The organism is Ensifer sp. LC11 (genome assembly GCF_001695835.1).
GTDB lineage: Bacteria > Pseudomonadota > Alphaproteobacteria > Rhizobiales > Rhizobiaceae > Ensifer.
Map to the genome: position 1 here is coordinate 1 of NZ_MBSO01000025.1, position 18,697 is coordinate 18,697.

8 protein-coding genes are annotated in these 18,697 nt (G+C 63.7%); 3 read left to right on the forward strand and 5 right to left on the reverse strand.

Annotated elements, in window-relative coordinates; translation table 11 throughout:
- Positions 1–501: 501 nt before the first annotated feature.
- Positions 502–1,839, reverse strand: a complete 1,338-nt coding sequence (locus BBX50_RS18610; RefSeq protein WP_065776816.1) for an aspartate aminotransferase family protein — start codon at positions 1,837–1,839, stop codon at positions 502–504.
- 148 nt (positions 1,840–1,987) lie between these two features.
- Here BBX50_RS18610 and BBX50_RS18615 point away from each other — a divergent pair, with 148 nt between their 5' ends.
- The gene (locus BBX50_RS18615) at positions 1,988–2,536 is read left to right on the forward strand and encodes a cupin domain-containing protein (protein WP_065776817.1); all 549 of its coding nucleotides are present in this window, start codon (positions 1,988–1,990) and stop codon (positions 2,534–2,536) included.
- Between the two features lie 201 nt (positions 2,537–2,737).
- On the opposite strand, the gene BBX50_RS18620 is transcribed toward BBX50_RS18615, so the two are convergent.
- The 4 genes from BBX50_RS18620 to BBX50_RS18635 all read right to left on the reverse strand — a co-directional run bounded on the left by BBX50_RS18620 (position 2,738) and on the right by BBX50_RS18635 (position 8,452).
- Positions 2,738–3,970 (reverse strand): pyridoxal phosphate-dependent aminotransferase, encoded by a 1,233-nt coding sequence (locus tag BBX50_RS18620; RefSeq protein ID WP_065776818.1) that lies wholly within the window; start codon positions 3,968–3,970, stop codon positions 2,738–2,740.
- A 26-nt stretch (positions 3,971–3,996) separates the two neighbouring features.
- Positions 3,997–5,529, reverse strand: coding sequence for an aldehyde dehydrogenase family protein (locus BBX50_RS18625; RefSeq protein WP_065776819.1), 1,533 nt, complete (start codon positions 5,527–5,529; stop codon positions 3,997–3,999).
- 90 nt (positions 5,530–5,619) lie between these two features.
- Positions 5,620–7,041 (reverse strand): FAD-binding oxidoreductase, encoded by a 1,422-nt coding sequence (locus BBX50_RS18630; protein ID WP_065776820.1) that lies wholly within the window; start codon positions 7,039–7,041, stop codon positions 5,620–5,622.
- Between the two features lie 10 nt (positions 7,042–7,051).
- On the reverse strand, positions 7,052–8,452 hold the full coding sequence (locus tag BBX50_RS18635; protein ID WP_083213536.1) for a VOC family protein: 1,401 nt from the start codon (positions 8,450–8,452) through the stop codon (positions 7,052–7,054).
- A 113-nt stretch (positions 8,453–8,565) separates the two neighbouring features.
- On the opposite strand from BBX50_RS18635, the gene BBX50_RS18640 reads away from it, so the two are divergent.
- Both BBX50_RS18640 and ndvB read left to right on the forward strand, forming a co-directional pair.
- On the forward strand, positions 8,566–9,459 hold the full coding sequence (locus tag BBX50_RS18640) for a LysR family transcriptional regulator (RefSeq protein WP_065776822.1): 894 nt from the start codon (positions 8,566–8,568) through the stop codon (positions 9,457–9,459).
- 361 nt (positions 9,460–9,820) lie between these two features.
- On the forward strand, positions 9,821–18,445 hold the full coding sequence (ndvB, locus tag BBX50_RS18645; protein ID WP_065776823.1) for a cyclic beta-(1,2)-glucan synthase: 8,625 nt from the start codon (positions 9,821–9,823) through the stop codon (positions 18,443–18,445).
- Positions 18,446–18,697 lie beyond the last annotated feature (252 nt).

Below are 18,697 nucleotides of genomic sequence, written 5' to 3' on the forward strand. Positions count from 1 at the left end.
AGATCATTCGAAAGGGCTCGTGTCATCAGAAGCTGGCCTCCGCCCAGCCAGCATCTTGAATCACAAAACCGACCGGCCGGGAATCCCCCCAGATTCAGACAAGCAATGAAACGCTCTAAAGATCCGCTACAAGCCGAATAACGTTGCAGGACTGCAGCTTTGTGATTTGATCGCCCATCCAAGTCACATGTACATCAGGACGCGGATGCAACACAACGTCACGCTGGGCCCGTTTTGTGAACGGGTTAGGGCGCTTCTAATCGACACTAAGTACGACCGATCGGCCAGCGGCCAGATAAATGGCTATGGCTACAAATGGTTGCCATAAACAAAAATGGGGCTTTCGCCCCATTCGATGGATTATTGTACCATCTGGATACCGATCGCGTTAGCACCGGATTGTAGATGAGAATAATACCTTTAGCCGGATTCGTCAAGTCGACATAAAGAAACCTTTATGTCGTTTCGGAACCGATTCGATTTTGCTAGTCCGCAGCCAGACTACTTCGCGCGCTTTAGCGCATCGCCGAGGATCGAGACGATCTCGCCGAAATGCTTCTCTTCGGCGATCAGCGGCGGCGAGAAGGCGATGATGTCGCCGGTGACGCGGATCAGCAGGCCCTTTTCGAAGCAATCGACGAAAACATCGTAGGCGCGGGCGCCGATCGCACCGTCGCGCGACTGCAGTTCGATGCCGGCGATCAGGCCGATCGTGCGGATGTCGATGACATTTGGCAGACCTTTCAGCGAATGCATCGCGTCGTGCCAGGCGTCCTGCAACTCGACGGCGCGGGTCATCAGGCCCTCGTCGCGGTAGATGTCGAGCGTAGCGATGCCGGCGGCGCAGGCGGCCGGGTGGCCGGAATAGGTGTAGCCGTGGAAGAGCTCGATCGCGTTTTCCGGGCCATGCATCAGCGCATCATGCACCTTGCGGCTGGCAAAGACCGCGCCCATCGGGATGGCACCGTTCGTCAGGCCCTTGGCGGTCGTCACCAGATCCGGCGTGACGCCGAAGAAGTCGGTGGCGAAGGGGGCGCCCAGGCGGCCGAAGCCGGTGATGACTTCGTCGAAGATCAACAGAATGCCGTGCTTGTCGCAGATCGCGCGCAGCCGCTCGAGGTAGCCCTTCGGCGGGATCAGCACGCCGGTGGAGCCGGCGACCGGTTCGACGATGCAGGCGGCGATGGTTTCGGCACCGTGCAGCGCCACCAGCCGCTCGAGGTCGTCGGCAAGTTCGGCGCCGTGTTCCGGCTGGCCCTTGACGAAGGCGTTCTTAACGGGATCGTGGGTGTGGCGCAGGTGATCCGAACCGGGAAGCTGCGGGAAGACGCGGCGGTTGTTGAGAATGCCGCCGACCGAAATGCCGCCGAAGCCGACGCCGTGATAGCCGCGCTCGCGGCCGATCAGACGGGTGCGCGTGCCCTGGCCGATGGCGCGCTGATAGGCAATCGCCATCTTCAGCGCCGTGTCGACCGATTCAGAGCCGGAGCCGGTGAAGAAGACGCGGTCGAGCTTTTGGCCCTCAGGCCCGGGCGCGATCTCGGCGAGGCGCTCGGCAAAGTCGAAGGCGATCGGGTGGCCCATCTGGAAGGAGGGGGCGAAATCCATGGTCGACAGCTGGCGCTCGACGGCGGCTGCGATCTGTCGGCGGCCGTGGCCGGCGTTGACGCACCAGAGCCCGGCGGTACCGTCGAGGATCGTGCGGCCGTCGGTGCTGGTGTAGTGCATGCCCTCGGCCGAGGCGAGCAGGCGCGGCGCCTGCTTGAATTGCCGGTTGGCGGTAAAGGGCATCCAATAACTGTCGAGAACGGGGGCGTTGGGTTTGGTGTGCTGGTTCATGGCATCCTCCTGAAGTCGCGCGATTGACGCCATGATTTGATTTGCCAAACAAGTCCTTTTCTGCTGGCATTCAAGTCATTGAATTTCATGGAATGGTGTTCGACAATTTGCGGTATTTCGAACAACCTGAACACCTGGACGGAGACTCATGAGCGTCGACATCGGAAACCGGCTTCGTCACCTCCGGCTGATGCACAATCTGTCGCAGCGCGAACTCGCCAAACGGGCAGGTGTCACCAACTCGACGATCTCGCTGATCGAATCGAACGCGTCCAACCCGTCCGTCGGAGCGCTCAAGCGCATTCTCGACGGCATACCGATCGGGCTTGCGGAGTTCTTCTCCTTCGAGCCGGAGAAGCCGCGCAAGGCGTTTTACGCGGCGGAGGAACTGGTGGAGATCGGCAAGGGGCCGATTTCCTACAGGCAGATCGGCGAGAACCTCTTCGGCCGCAGCCTGCAGATCCTGAAGGAATGTTACCAGCCGGGCGCCGATACGGGGAAGGTACCCCTGGTGCATGATGGCGAGGAGGGGGGAATCGTGCTTTCGGGCCGCATCGAGGTCACCGTCGACGATGAGCGACGGATCCTGGGGCCGGGCGATGCGTATTATTTCGAAAGCCGGCGGCCGCATCGGTTCCGCTGCGTCGGGCCGGTGCCCTGCGAGGTGATCAGCGCCTGTACGCCACCGACGTTTTGAGGGGCAGGGATATCCTATTCAAATTGGTCGAGTGGAAGAATGCCCCTCATCCCGCTGCCGCGACCTTCTCCCCGTTTTGACGGGGAGAAGGGATATGCCGCACCCCATTCGCCCTACGTCACCGCACTTTGGTTTGTTTCGTGTGGCACGTCCCCTCTTCCCGCAAGCGGGGAGAGGGCTAGAGTGAGGGCAAATACCCAGTTACGCGAGCCTTGCGCAGGCGTCGGCGATGCGCGTGAGCGCTTCCTTCAGTTCCGCTTCCGAGGTTGCGTAGGAGATGCGGAAGAAGGGCGAGAGGCCGAAGGCGGAGCCCGGAACGACCGCCACATGGGCGTCATCGAGCAGGTAGGCGCAAAAGTCCGTATCCGTCTCGATCTTCTTGCCCGAAGGCGTGACCTTGCCGAGCATGCCGGCGCAGCCGGAGAAGGTGTAAAAGGCACCTTCCGGAACGCGGCAATCGAGACCAGCGATGGCGTTGAGGGCGCTCACGACGAGATCGCGGCGGTGCTGGAAGCTGGCCGTGCGTTCCTTCAGGAACTCCTGCGGCCCAGTCAGCGCGGCAACCGAGGCGGCCTGGCTGACGGAGGAGGGGCAGGAGGTTGCCTGGCTCTGGACCACGGCCATCGCCTTGATCAGGTCGCGCGGGCCGCCGGCATAGCCGATGCGCCAGCCGGTCATGGCATAGGCCTTGGAGACGCCGTTGACCGTCAGCGTGCGGTCCTTGAGGCGGGGCTCCAGCTGCGCCGGGGTCACAAACCGGAAGTCGTCATAGACGATATGCTCGTACATGTCGTCGACCAGCAGCCACACATGCGGATGCTTCAAGAGTACGTCGAGCAGCGGCCGATAGTCGGCAGCGCTGTAGGCGGCACCCGACGGGTTCGACGGCGAGTTCAGCAGCACCCAACGCGTCCTGGACGTGATTGCCGCTTCGAGCTTGTCGGCGGTCAGCCGGAAGCCTGAGGAAGCGTCGCAAGGGATGAGAACCGGCTTGCCTTCGCAGATCTGGACGATATCCGAATAGGAGGTCCAGTAGGGCGTCGGGATGACCACTTCGTCGCCGGGATTGATCGACGCCATCATGGCGTTGAACAGGATCTGCTTGGCGCCTGTTGCCACCGTGATCTCGTCCTGCTCGTAGGCGAGGCCGTTTTCACGCTGGAACTTCTCGCGGATCGCCTTCTTCAGGTCCGGCGTGCCGTCGAGTGCGGTGTACTTGGTTTCGCCGCGCTTGATCGCCTCGCAGGCAGCGTCCTTGACGTAGTCGGGCGTGTCGAAATCCGGCTCGCCGGCGCCCAGAATGATGACCGGCTTGCCTTCGCGCTTCATCGCCTGCGCGCGCGCGCCGATCTTCAGGATTTCGGAGACTCCGATCGAGGAGATCCGCGAGGCGGGCGCAAAGCCCGCCTCCTTGACCGTTTGGTTGATGGTCATGGTCTCTACCTACCTGGTCGCGCCGGTTATTCGATATCGAACGACACGCCCTGCGCCAGCGGCAGAGCCTTCGAATAGTTCACCGTGTTGGTGGCGCGGCGCATATAGGCCTTCCACGAGTCAGAGCCGGATTCGCGACCGCCGCCGGTTTCCTTTTCGCCACCGAAGGCGCCGCCGATTTCAGCACCCGAGGTGCCGATATTGACGTTGGCGATACCGCAATCCGAGCCGTCGACGGCGAGGAAGCGTTCCGATTCCTGCATGTCGCGGGTGAAGATCGAGGACGACAGGCCAGCTGCGACCGCATTGTGGTCGGCGAGAACGGCGTCGAAGTCGCTGTACTTCATGACGTAGAGGATCGGCGCGAAGGTTTCTTCGAGAACCGGGCCGGCCTGCTTCGGCATTTCGACGAGGGCAGGCTTGGCATAGTAGCCGTTGTCGTAGCCGAGTTCGACGCGTTCGCCGCCGGTGACGCTGCCGCCATGAGACTTGGCTTCACCGATCGCCTTCTGCATGCTGTCGAAGGCGGCCTTGTCGACGAGCGGGCCGACGAGGGCGGTCGATTCCAGCGGGTTGCCGACCGAAACCGAGCCGTAGGCCTTCTTCAGGCGCGGAACGAGCTGGTCGTAGACGCTTTCGTGCACGAACAGGCGGCGCATGGTGGTGCAGCGCTGGCCGGCGGTGCCCATGGCGCCGAAGGCGATGGCGCGCAGGGCCATGTCGAGATCGGCCGACGGGCAGACGATGCCGGCATTGTTGCCGCCGAGTTCGAGGATGGCGCGGGCGAAACGCTTGGCAAGGCGCGGGCCGACGTCGCGACCCATGCGGGTCGAGCCGGTGGCCGAAACCAGCGGAACCTTCGGGTTGTCGACGAGGACTTCACCGATGGCGCGGTCGCCGATCAGCACCTGCGACAGGCCCTCCGGTGCGTCGCCGAAGCGGGCGACCGCGCGCTCGAAGATCGCCTGCGAGGCAAGGGCTGTGAGCGGGGTCTTTTCCGACGGCTTCCAGACGACGGAGTTGCCGCAGACGAGCGCCAGCGCCGTGTTCCACGACCAGACGGCGACCGGGAAGTTGAAGGCCGAGATGACGCCGACGACGCCGAGCGGATGCCAGGTTTCCATCATGCGGTGGCCGGGGCGCTCGGTGGCGATCGTGAGACCATAGAGCTGGCGGGAGAGACCGACGGCGAAATCGCAGATGTCGATCATTTCCTGGACTTCGCCGAGGCCTTCGGAGGTGATCTTGCCGGCTTCGATCGAAACCAGGCGGCCGAGATCGGCCTTGAAGGAGCGCAGTTCTTCGCCGAGCAGGCGGATCAGTTCGCCGCGCTTCGGTGCCGGGACAAGGCGCCAGGCCTTGAAGGCTTCGTGGGCCTTTTCGATCTTGGCGGCAGCTTCGGCGGCCGAAACCGTCTTGAGGTTGCCGATCTTTTCGCCGGTGACCGGGCTGTAGGACGGCATGTCGCCGCCGGTGTAGAGTTCCTTGGCGACGCCCATCTTTTCGAGAAGCGCAGCGGCTTCCTTGGTCACGTCGACTTTCTTGGTTGCGATGTTCATGGTCTGACTCCCGTTTTCCTGGCTTAGATCATTGGTTAGAGCGGAATGCGGGCGGAAAACCGCATACACTTTTCCTCATTCCGCTCTGGCCTATCCGAAGCGCACGCTGCCGAGTTTCCCCGGCGAGGTGAGCGTCTTCAGGCCTTTGGCCATGTCCTTGAGTTTGTCTGGCGTATAAAAGTCGTAATAGGCCTGATTGCGGCGGCCGATCGCATGTTCCGCGCTGAAGCTGCCGTGATACTCCTCGACGGCGACCGCGAAAACCCATTCGCGCAGCCGCGGTTCGAAGGTTTCGTCCTGAAGCAGCGGGCTGTCCTTCGCAACGACGAGGTTGAAGTGCACGCCGCCGTCGCCGATGTGGCCGAAATCGCAGACGGTTACGTCAGGAAATTTCGCGGGCATTTCGGCCTTCATATGGTCGCAGAAGGCCATGATGTCACCCCTGCGGAAGGAGACGTCGAAGGCGATCAGCTTGCCCAGGTGCTTGACGCCCTCCGACAGTGCGTGGCGCAGCGCCCAGATCTCGTGCGGCGGGCCGACGAAGGCGTCGGCGAGTGGTGCTGATTCCAGCTCCCAGATCTCGGCAAGTGCCGCTTCCAGCACGGCGTCGAGCGATTGTTCGCCCTCGCGCGGTGCCCAGGTGCGGCTGATTTCGGCGAGGATGACGTAATCCGGAACGTTGCCGCCCTGGAATGGGTTCTTCAGCGACGGCACATGGGCAAAGGCCGCCTTGACGGCATTCTTCGACATGCCCTCGAAAGCCGAGAGATAGGCGCCGAGCCGCTCTTCCATGGCGCGTAGCAACGGCAGCACCTGGGCGCCGCTGGCCGGAACGAGCAGCGCGGTCGCCGTCTGCTGCGGCAGGCGCTCGAGATTCAGCACGCATTCGGTGACGATGCCGAAAGCGCCCGAGGTGCCGACGAAGAGCTGCTTCCAGTCGACGCCGGTGTTGTTCTTGCGCAGGTCGCTTTGCAGGTCGAGCACGGTACCGCTCTCGTCGGCGAGCACGACCTTGAGCCCGAGCGTGTTGCGGCGCACGTCGCCATATTTCAGGAAGCGCGAACCGCCGGTGTTGGTGGCGATCATGCCGCCGATGCGCGGGTCGGCACCGAGGTCGATCGGGAAAAACAGCCCATGCTCTTCCAGCCGCCGGTTGAGATCGGACAGGCGGAAGCCGGCATCCAGTCGCACCGAGCGGTTGTCGAGGTCGAGGTCGAAGCGTTTCGCCAGCCGGTCGAGGCTGAGCACGGCTTCGTCGCCCGACTGGTCCGGCGTCGAGCCGGAAACAAGGCCCGTGTTGCCGGACTGCGGGATCAGCGCGATGCCGTTCGTAACGCAATAGGCAACGGCGGTGGAAACTTCCTCGGTCGTTGCCGGCCGCAGCACGAGCGACGTCCGGCCGCGATCGTAGCGCGCGCCGGTCTCATAGGCTTCGAGGTCTTCAGGACGCGTGACGACACCCTTGTCTCCAAGGATGCCGGTAAGCGCGTCGATGTGCCGTTTGTCGATCATCAGAAGAGCATCATTCCGCAGCGATCGCGCCGGTCAAGGCCCGGATGCAGCTTTCGATCGAAGCCTGCTCGATGCCGGCATAGTGGTCAAACTCGTTGAGCACGGTTGCGCCGAGGTCACTCTCGAAGCGCTTCTGGTTCGGGCTGGCAACGAAGTCCTGCTGGGCGCCGTCGCCGAGGTTCGACTGGAAGATGCCCGCGGCGCTGACCGGCAGGAAGTCTTCGTAGACGATCGCGTCGAACTGGACGAGGCCATCGGCGATCAATGCTTCGATGTCGCGCTTGGCGGAGATGCCGGCCTTGCGGCCCTTCTCCGTCAACGTATAGCTGAAATAGCCGAGGCCCGCCTCGCGGATGCCTGCCCAGGTGTCCGCAAAGGGCTCGAAGGCTTCAGCGAGTGCTGCTCCATATTCACGGGCGTTGGAGCCGTCGGCAACCGGGCGGACGATCTTGCGCGAGGCGTCGAGCAGCTCGTCATAGAGCGCGCGTCCCTTCGGGGTCAGCGCGATACCGCGCTGCTCGATCTCGCCGAAGCGGGCGGTGTGAGACCCCTGCTTCCAGGCGCCGTCGGCGTCCTTGAAGGAAACCGGCTCTTCCAGAGCCTTGAAGGAAGTCTGGCGCAAGAGGATCGGGCACTTGCGGGTCGGCGGACCCTCGACGACCGCCTTCGGCGCAATCGCGTATTCCGGCATCAGTGCCTGCACCTGGTCGATGTCGAGCGTGCGCGGCGTCAGGTGGTTGATGTGCGGACCCTTGAAGGAAACGACGTCGGCGATCAGGCGGTGCGCATCGTGCAGGCGCTTGTACATGTCGGCGCTGACATTGGCCTTGTCGTGCCAGCGGAAGGTTTCGAGAACTTCCGCGACGAAGCGCTCGGCATCCGCCTTGTCGAGGCCGCCGTCACGCTCGGCCTTTTCCACGAGTTCCACGGCACCATCAGTGAAGATCTGGCGCGCTGCCAGAATGACTTCGGCTTCGGCGCGCAGCGCTGCGTCTGCGATCAGGTCGAGGCGCAGCAACGAAGTAAAGACGCGGAACGGGTTGCGCTTCAGCGCGGTCTCGCCGACCGGGCGGAAGGCGGTGGAATGAACAGGAACGCCGGCGGTCGACAGATCGTAGTAGCCGACCGGGTACATGCCCATGACGGCGAAGACGCGGCGCATCATCGAAAGTTCGGCCGGCGTGCCGAGCCGGATGGCGCCGTGACGCTCTTCGGAGATACGGTCGAGCGAATCAGTGGCGTCGAGGCGCTCCTTGAGGGCGGGGTTGGCGGCGAGCGTATCGGCGTTCACCTTGGCGACCAGCTCCATCAGCGTACCGTAGGCCGGTACCTCTTCGCGGTACATGACCGACATGGCTGCGGAAAAGGCCGAACGGATGTCGTCGGCGGATACGAAACTATTCTCTTTCACTGGGGCTCGCCTCGCGCTATGGGTGAAGGACAAGGTCATTCTCATTTCGGATCATATCCGATCGAACTGGCCATTGATCGCGTTGCTTCTGACTATGTTGATGCGAGGCTGGAATGAAGTTGAGCCGCAGGCTGGTTCCCGACGTAACGACGCTGCAGGCGTTCGAATGCGCGGCGCGACATGGCAGCTTCACGCAGGCCGCAGCCGAGCTGAACCTCACCCAGAGTGCGGTCAGCCGGCAGATCAAGGACCTCGAAAACCAACTCGGCGTGCTTTTGTTCGAGCGCGTGCGCCAGCGGGTGATCCTGTCGGATGCCGGCCAGAAGTTTCTGCCGGAGGTGCGTCGTCTTCTCAACCAGACCGAGGAACTGATGGTGCGGGCGATGGCTTCGGCCCGGGCGGACTCGACACTGTCGATCGCCTCGCTGCCCACCTTCGGCAGCCGCTGGCTGGTGCCGCGCCTTCCCGATTTCCTCAGGCGGCATCCGGACACGGTGATCAACATCGCTTCGCGCTCGGCTCCTTTCGATTTCGAAGAGCAGAATTTCGACATCGCCATTCATTACGGCCAGCCGGTCTGGGCGCGCGCCACCTGCAGCTATCTCTGCAGCGAGATCATCGTGCCCGCCGCAAGCCCTGCCTTGCTGGCGGATCATCCGATCGCGACGCCGGAGGATCTCGTCGCCGGTCCGTTGCTGCATCTCGCCACCCGGCCGAAGCTCTGGGCGCAATGGTTCGAGGCGAACGACATGGACGGGCGCGGCGCCTATCGCGGCAACCGTTTCGACCAGTTCTCCATGGTGATCGAGGCGGCGACGGCCGGCCTCGGCTTCGCGCTTTTGCCGCGCTATCTGATCGAGCAGGAACTCGCCGCGGGAACGCTACGCATCGTGCTCGACCGGCCGATGCAGACGGAAAACAGCTATTATCTCGCCGTGCCCGAGGGCAAGCTCGAGAACCCGATCAGCCTGGCTTTCCGCGAGTGGATCACGGAGCAGGTGGGCTGACGGCGCGCGCGCTTTTCTTCAAATTGAAGGAACCTTCCTGGCCCCTTCACGTTTCGCCTTGTCTGCCATCCGCGATGAAGCTTGAGAAGGGGCATTTGAGAGAGCTGTATCAAAGTGCCAAGGGGCGCCGGCAGCGGCCGGTTTCAGCCCTATTCGTCTGTGCGCAAATCGTCCGAACTTGTATGAGCAATCCTTGCAAGCTGTTGGCACCACGGCTAAAAAATGCCATTTTCATGCATCACCGCGGCCTTGAAAAAATCAATGCGCCGCCGGCTTTGCGATCTCCGATGCCCAGTCGAGGGCGGTGCCTGTTACCGCCAGGTCCCGGTTTTCCGGGAAATGACGGTGGATGGGAGGACACATGACCGTGTCTAGCAACGCGCCGGCTACGCCTGAATTCTCAGGACCGCAGCCAACCCGGCACCCCGACGAGGGCCGGGCCGATCAACCCCGGTTGGATTCAGAACCCGTACCCATGCAGCTTCAAACTACGCCGCCCACCTCTCCGCGCGAACCGGAAGCAAAGCAGATCGATTACAACGATTCGATCCGCGCGACCTTCTTCTCGATGGAGGACCTCCGGCAATGCGGCGAGGACCTCGCATTGAAGGGTGTTTCTTCGCTGCCTGGTTTCTTCCCGTTCGAATTCCGGCCGCGGCATCGCGAAAACGAGAGCGAGATCCTGCGCGTCTACCGGGCGACGGCTGCGGACGTAGAGGCGGGAGCGACGATCACGCCGGCGGCCGAATGGCTGCTCGACAACCATCACGTCGTCGAAGAGGCGATCCAGGAAGTTCGTCGCGATTTCCCGCGCCGCTTCTATCGCCAGCTTCCGACGCTTTCGGTTTCGGGCACGGTGATCCCGCGCACCATGGCGCTTGCCTGGCTCTATGTCGCCCATACCCACAGCACCGTGACGCGTGAGAGCATCACGGCCATGGTTGAGGGCTTCCAGAAGCACGAAACCTTCAAGATCGGCGAACTCTGGGCGCTGCCGTCGATCCTGCGCTTCGTTCTGATCGAAAACCTCCGGCGCATTGCCATCCGCGTCGAGCGCTCGCGCGGCATGCGCCGCAAGGCAAACGATATCGCCGACCAGATCATCCGTCTGAACGACCCGGAAAAATGTCGTGCGCTGCTCGCCGAGTCTGAGGCGCTTGCCGCCGACAACACCTTCGTCGCGCAGTTGCTCTACCGCATGCGCGACGGCTCGCAGACCTCGGGCGCCGTGATCGGCTGGATCGAGGAACAGCTTGAAAAGCGCGGCAGCGACGTCGAAAGCGCGCTGGTCGCCGAGCAGAACCGCCTGTCGTCCGGCAACGCGACGATGAGCAACATCATTCGCAGCCTGCGCGAGATCGACGACACCGATTGGGCCGTCTGGTTCGAAAGCGTCAGCAAGATCGATGCGGCGCTGCGCGAAGGCTCCGACTATGCGGCGCTCGATTTCGGCTCGCGCAACAAGTACCGCGACACCATCGAAAAGCTCGCGCGCCGCTCCGGCCACAGCGAATACGAAGTGACCCAGATCGCCGTCGAGATGGTGCGCGAGGCGGAGGAAGCCGCCAAGACCGAGGCGCCGCTGCAGGAGCCGAACGTCGGGTCGTTCCTGGTCGGCAAGCAGCGCAAGGTACTGGAAAGGAAGATCAACTACCGGCCGTCGGTGCTGCAGACCATCATTCGCCTCAGCCGCAAGCTCGATTGGTTTGCGATCGCCGGTCCGAACATTCTGCTGACAATCCTGGCGATGATCGCCGTCTATTCCTTCGTCAGCCCCATGGCGATCCCGAGCGGTGCGAAGCTGATCATGCTGCTTCTCTTCGCGCTGCCGGCCTCGGAAGGCGCCATGGGCCTGTTCAACACGCTGGTGACGCTGTTCGTCAAACCCTCCCGTCTCGTCGGTTACGAATTCATCGACGGGATCCCCGAGCACGCCCGCACGCTTGTCGCGGTGCCGTGCCTTATTTCCAAGCGCGACCATGTCGACGAACTCGTGCGCAATCTCGAGGTGCACTACCTCGCTAACCCGCGCGGCGAGATCTATTTCGCGCTCGTCAGCGACTGGGCCGACAGCAAGGACGAGGAGTCCGGCACCGATACGGACGTTCTCGACTATGCCAAGCGCGAGATCGCCCAGCTCTCGGCGCGCTACGCCTATGACGGCAAGACGCGCTTCTACCTCTTGCATCGCCGCCGCCTGTTCAACGAGCAGGAAGGCGTGTGGATGGGCTGGGAGCGCAAGCGCGGCAAGCTGCACGAACTGAACATGCTGCTTCGCGGCGACCGCGATACCTCGTTCCTGCAGGGCGCCAACACGGTGCCGGACAACGTGCAATATGTCATGACGCTCGATTCCGACACGCGCCTGATGCGCGATGCGGTGACCAAGCTCGTCGGCAAGATGTGCCATCCGATCAACCGCCCGGTGGTCGACCCGAAGACCCAGGACGTGATTGCCGGCTACAGCCTGCTGCAGCCGCGCGTCACGCCGTCGCTGACGACCGGCAGCGAGGCCTCGGCCTTCCAGCGCATCTTCTCGGCCAATCGCGGCATCGACCCCTACGTCTTTACCGTTTCCGATGTCTACCAGGACATCGCCGGCGAAGGCAGCTTCACCGGCAAGGGCCTCTACCACGTCGACGCCTTCGAGGCGGCGCTGAAGGGCCGCATCCAGGAAAACGCCGTTCTCAGCCACGACCTGCTCGAAGGCTCCTATGTGCGCTGCGCCCTGGTGACCGACGTCGAGCTAGTCGAGGACTTCCCGACCCGCTACGAGGTCGAGATGTCGCGCCAGCATCGCTGGGCGCGCGGCGACTGGCAGCTTTTGCCCTATATCTTCAATTTCTCGAACGGGCTGTCGATGCTCGGGCGCTGGAAGATGTACGACAACCTGCGCCGCTCGCTGATCCCGCTTGCCTGGCTCGTCGCCTCGGTCATGGGCTGGTACTACATGGAGCCGACCGAAGCGCTGATCTGGCAGATTGTCCTGATCTTCAGCTTGTTCGTGGCCCCGACCCTGTCGTTGATCAACGGTCTGCTGCCGCGCCGCAACGACATCGTCGCTCGGGCCCACCTTCATGCGGTGCTTACCGAAGTCCGCGCCGCCAATGCTCAAGTTGCCCTTCGCATCGTCTTCATTGCCCACAACGCCGCGATGATGGGCGACGCGATCGTACGCTCGCTCTACCGCACCTTCGTCAGCGGCAAGCTGATGCTCGAATGGCGCACCGCCGCACAGGTGCAGAGCGCCGGCCACGGCACGATCGGCGACTATTACCGCGCCATGTGGATCGCGCCGGCGCTGTCGGCAATCTCGCTGGCGCTTGCGGCGATTTCCGACACCGGCCTGCCGTTCATCGGCATCCCCTTCGCGTTGCTCTGGGCGCTTTCGCCAGCCGTTGCCTGGTTCGTCAGCCAGTCGGCCGAAACCGAGGACCAGCTCGTCGTCTCCGACGAGGCGATCGACGAGATGCGGCTGATTGCGCGCCGCACCTGGCGCTATTTCGAAACCTTCGTGACCGCCGAGCAGCACTTCCTGCCGCCGGACAACTTCCAGGAGACGCCGCAGCCGGTGCTTGCCGAGCGGACCTCGCCGACGAATATCGGCGTCTATCTGCTCTCGGTCATGTCGGCGCGTGATTTCGGCTGGATCGGCTTCGAGGAGACGATCAACCGGCTGGAACAGACGATTGCCACGATCGACCGGATGCCGAAGTATCGCGGCCACCTGTTCAACTGGTATCGGACCAATACGCTCGAAACCATGGAGCCGCGCTACATCTCGTCGGTCGACAGCGGCAACCTTGCCGGCCATCTGATCGCCGTTTCGTCGATGTGCCGCGACTGGGCGGAAGCGCCGTCGGCGCATGTGCTGGGCAGTCTCACCGGTATCGGCGACGTCGTGGCCATCCTCGAGGAAGTGCTGCGCGACCTGCCTGACGACCGCAAGACGGTCCGGCCGCTGCGCCGCCTGATCGAGGAGCGCATCGTCGGCTTCCAGAACGCGCTCGCGGCGGTCATACGCGAGCACGAGTTCGCGTCGATCCGGGTGATCAACCTGGCGGTGCTGGCGCGTGACATGCACAAGCTCACGGTCAATCTCGACCACGAGGTGCGCACGCCGCAGAGCAACGAAGTGACGAAGTGGGCGACCTCGCTCGTCACCACCTGCGAAGCCCATATCGCCGACGGCGTCTTCGACCTCAGCGCCATCGAAACGTTGCGCCAGCGTCTGCTGGTCTTGAAGGATCGGGCGCGCGACATCGCCTTCTCGATGGATTTCGGCTTCCTGTTCCGGCCGGAGCGGCGCCTGCTGTCGATCGGCTTCCGCGTCAATGCCAACGAGCTCGACGAGGCCTGCTACGACCTTCTGGCGTCCGAAGCGCGCCTTACCAGCCTGTTTGCGATCGCCAAGGGGGATCTCCCGACCGAGCACTGGTACAAGCTCGGCCGTCCGATCGTGCCGATCGGCGCGCGCGGCGCGCTGATCTCCTGGTCCGGCTCGATGTTCGAGTACCTCATGCCGCCGCTGGTCATGCAGGAACGGCAGGGCGGCATTCTCAACCAGACCAACAACCTGGTGGTCAAGGAACAGATCAATCACGGCCGCCGCCTCGGTACGCCTTGGGGCATTTCGGAAGCGGCGTTCAACGCCCGCGACCACGAACTCACCTACCAGTACACCAACTTCGGCGTGCCGACGCTCGGCCTGAAGCGTGGTCTTGGCCAGAATGCGGTCATCGCACCCTACGCCTCGATCCTTGCCTGCATGTACGATCCGAAGTCGGCGCTGGCCAACCTTGGGCGGCTTCGCGAAGTCGGTGCGCTCGGCGCCTACGGCTACCATGACGCCGTCGACTTCACGCCGACGCGTGTGCCGGAGGGGCAGAAGTGTGCGGTCGTGCGCAACTACTATGCGCACCACCACGGCATGTCGATCGCGGCCGTTGCCAACGTCGTCTTCAATGGCCGTCTGCGCGAGTGGTTCCATGCCGATCCGGTTATCGAAGCGGCCGAACTGCTGCTGCAGGAAAAGGCGCCGCGCGACATCCCGATCATGAACGCCAAGCGCGAACCGGAATCGGTCGGCAAGGGCCAGGACGATCTCCTGCGTCCGGAAGTCCGCATCATCGAAAATCCGTTGGCGCAGGACCGCGAGACCGTGTTTCTCTCCAATGGCCACTATTCGGTCATGCTGACGGCCAATGGCGCCGGCTATGCTCGCTGGAATGGCCAGGCCGTCACCCGCTGGAAGCCGGACCCGGTCGAAGACCGCACCGGCACCTTCATCTTCCTGCGTGACACAACGACCGGTGAGTGGTGGTCGACGACGTCAGAACCGCGGCGCGCCGCCGGTGAGAAGGTGCTGACGCGCTTCGGCGACGACAAGGCGGAATTCGTCAAGACCGTCGGCGACCTGATCAGCGAAGTTGAGTGCATCGTTGCCACCGAACACGACGCCGAAGGGCGACGCGTCATGCTGCTCAACACCGGCACTCAGGACCGCTTCATCGAAGTGACCTCCTATGCCGAGCCGGTGCTTTCGACCGAAGAGGCCGACAGCGCCCATCCGGCCTTCTCGAAGATGTTCGTGCGCACGGAAATCAGCCGTCGCGGCGACGTTATCCGCGTCAGCCGCAACAAGCGCAGCTCCGGCGATCCGGACATGGAAGTGGCGCATCTCGTCACCGACAATGCCGGCAGCGACCGCCATACGGAAGCCGAAACCGACCGTCGCCGTTTCATCGGCCCCGGCCGGACGCTGGCTGAGGCGGCGGCCTTCGACACGGATTCCGTGCTGTCGGGTACGGATGGTTTCACCCTCGATCCGATCATGTCGCTACGCCGCGTCGTTCGCGTCCCGGCTGGCAAGAAGGTCAGCGTCGTCTTCTGGACGATCGCCACGCCAAGCCGCGAGGAAGTCGATCGCGCGATCGATCGCTACCGCCACCCGGAAACCTTCAACCAGGAGCTCATCCACGCCTGGACCCGCAGCCAGGTGCAGATGCGCCATGTCGGCGTGACCTCTCAGGAAGCTGCAAGCTTCCAGATGCTCGGCCGCTATCTCGTCTATCCGGACATGCATTTGCGCGCCGATGCGGCAACGGTGCAGGCCGGTCTTGATTCGCAATCGAAGCTTTGGCCGCTGGCGATATCCGGCGACTATCCGATCTTCTGCCTGAGGATCAACGACGACGGCGATCTCGGCATCGCCCGCGAAGCGCTGCGTGCGCAGGAATACCTGCGCGCCCGCGGCATCACCGCCGATCTGGTGATCATCAACGAGCGGGCGTCTTCCTATGCACAGGACATGCAGCACGCGCTCGATTCCATGTGCGAGAACCTGAGGCTGCGCGGCCTTTCGGATGGTCCGCGCCAGCACATCTTCTCGGTGCGTCGCGACCTCATGGAGGCGGAGACCTGGTCGACCCTGCTGTCGGCGTCGCGTGCCGTGTTCCATGCCCGCAACGGCACGATCTCCGACCAGATCGCCCGTGCCAACTCGCTCTATTCGCCGGCGCCGGTGAAGGTAGAAAAGAGCGGCGAGTTCGTCGGCCCGCTTTTGGCCGCACCCCAGGACACGACGGACGTTGCTCCGGCAGAGATCCGGGGTGACGGCCTTGCCTTCTGGAACGGTTACGGCGGTTTTGCCGACGGCGGCCGCGAATATGTCGTGCGTCTGCGCGGCGGCGAGGCAACGCCGCAGCCCTGGATCAACGTGATTTCCAACGAGCAGTTCGGCTTCCACATTTCGGCCGAAGGGGCCGCCTACTCCTGGAGCCGCAACTCGCGCGACTACCAGCTGACGCCCTGGACCAATGACACGGTCGTCAACCGGCCCGGCGAGGCGATCTTCATTCGCGACATGGCGAGCGGTACGGTTTCGACGCCCTATGCGGCGCTCTCGCGTCGCCGCTCGGTCGTCTTCGAGACGGCGCACGGGCTCGGCTATTCGACCTTCCGCAGCACCCAGGACGACCTCGAGATCGAGACCACCCAGACGGTGCATCGCAGCCTGCCGGCCAAGCTCGTTCGCGTCTCGATCCGCAACCGTGCGGCAACCGCGCGGCAGCTGCGGGTCTACGGCTATGCGGAATGGGTGCTTGGCAACAACCGTGCCCGCAGTGCGCCGTTCGTCCTTTCCAAATGGGACGAGACGGCCGAGGCGCTGGTGGCGACCAACCCGTACAGCATCGATTTCTCCGGCCGATCCGCCTTCTTCACCGTGGACGGCGGCGAGGCCGCGGGCCATACGGCGAGCCGCCGTGAGTTCCTCGGGGCGTTCGGCGGCATCCTGGTGCCGCAGGCCGTCACCTCGGGCGCTGAGCTCTCCGGTTCCGTCGATGTCGATGGTGATCCTTGCGCCGTCGTCGCGACCGATCTGGTGATCGAGCCCGGTGCCGAGCGGCAGGTGACCTTCATCCTCGGCGATGCCGACAACGAGGACCAGCTTCGCGCCGTCATCGGCGAGCTGCGGCAAACGGCGTTCGACACGGTGCTTGAGGCGACCAAGTCGTTCTGGCGCGATTTCACCGACATCGTGAAGGTGGAAACGCCGGATCCGGCCTTCAATGCGATGATCAACAACTGGCTGCCCTATCAGAGCCTCGGTTGCCGGATCATGGCGCGCTCGGCCTTTTACCAGGCAAGCGGCGCCTTCGGCTTCCGTGACCAGCTGCAGGACACGCTGGCGTTTCTGATCCATCGCCCGGAGCTTGCCCGCGCGCAGATCCTCAACGCCGCCGCCCGCCAGTTTACCGAGGGTGACGTGCAGCACTGGTGGCTGCCGGGAACTGGCGCTGGCGTGCGCACGATGATCTCCGACGACGTCGTCTGGCTCGCCCATGCCGTGACCCGCTACTGCACGGTGACCGGCACCTCGGACCTCCTTTCTGAGCGGCTTGCCTTCATCACCGGGCCGGCGCTGGAGGAGGGGCAGCATGATGCCTTCTACAAGCCGGAAATCTCCGAAGAGATCGGTGACGTCTACGAGCATTGCGCCCGGGCGCTCGATCTTGCGATCAAGCGCACCGGCGATAACGGCTTGCCGCTGTTCCTCGGCGGCGACTGGAACGACGGCATGAACCGGGTCGGCGAGGCCGGCAAGGGCACAAGCACCTGGCTCGGCTGGTTCCTTGCAGGCACGCTCCGCGGCTTCCTGCCCTATGCGCGCGAGCGCAAGGACGAGGCTCGCGTCAGGCGTTGGGAGGCGCATCTCGAAGCCCTCAAGAAGGCCCTTAATGCGGCCGGCTGGGACGGCGACTACTATCGCCGCGGCTATTACGACGACGGCACACCGCTCGGCACGAGCGAGGCGCTGGAATGCCGGATCGATTCGATCGGCCAGTCCTGGAGCGTGCTGTCAGGCGAGGGTGAAGAGCAGCGTTCGCTCAAGGCGATGGATGCGGTCATGGCCGAACTGGTCGATCCGGACCAGCGCATCGTGCGGCTGTTCACGCCGCCGCTCGAACGGACGGCGCAGGACCCGGGCTACATCAAGGCCTATCCGCCCGGCGTGCGCGAGAATGGCGGGCAGTACACCCACGCTGCCACCTGGGTGGCTCTGGCCTTCGCCGAACAGGGCAGGGCGGAAGAAGCCTGGCGCGTCTTCCAGATGCTGAACCCGATCTCGCATGCCGACAGCCGCGAGGCGGCCGAGCACTACCGCGTCGAGCCCTATGTCGTTGCCGCCGATATCTATGGCGAAGGCGATCTGGCAGGGCGCGGCGGCTGGACCTGGTACACCGGGTCGGCTGGCTGGCTCTACCGCGTCGGCGTCGAGGGTATCCTTGGCATCCGCCGGCAGGGCGACAAGCTGGTCATCCGGCCGGTGCTGCCTGCCGCCTGGGAAGGCTACTCCGCCGAAGTTACGCTCAACGGCGCGCGGCACAAGATTTTGGTGCAACGCGACCAGAAAAGCGGCGAGCCGATCGTCAGCGTCAACAATAGTGTCACAAAAAACGCGCATGAAGGCATTTTGCTGTAACGGCCGGTATTGATGACAGGATGAAACCGGCTTTGTTCCCGCAAGGGCAAGGCCGGTTTTTCTTTGCGGATGTTTCGGTGGCACGACCTCGAGGGCCGGGTGTCGTGTCAATTCAAATGCCGCAGCCTTGCGCGTTCAAAAGATGCGCGGTGCTGCGCTTCATGGTGCCGGCCGTTCCGTCTGATTGACGGTATGGGCCACCGGCGCCCGTTTCAACAGGGATGGGGCGGGGCGCCAAATCCTGGAAAACGG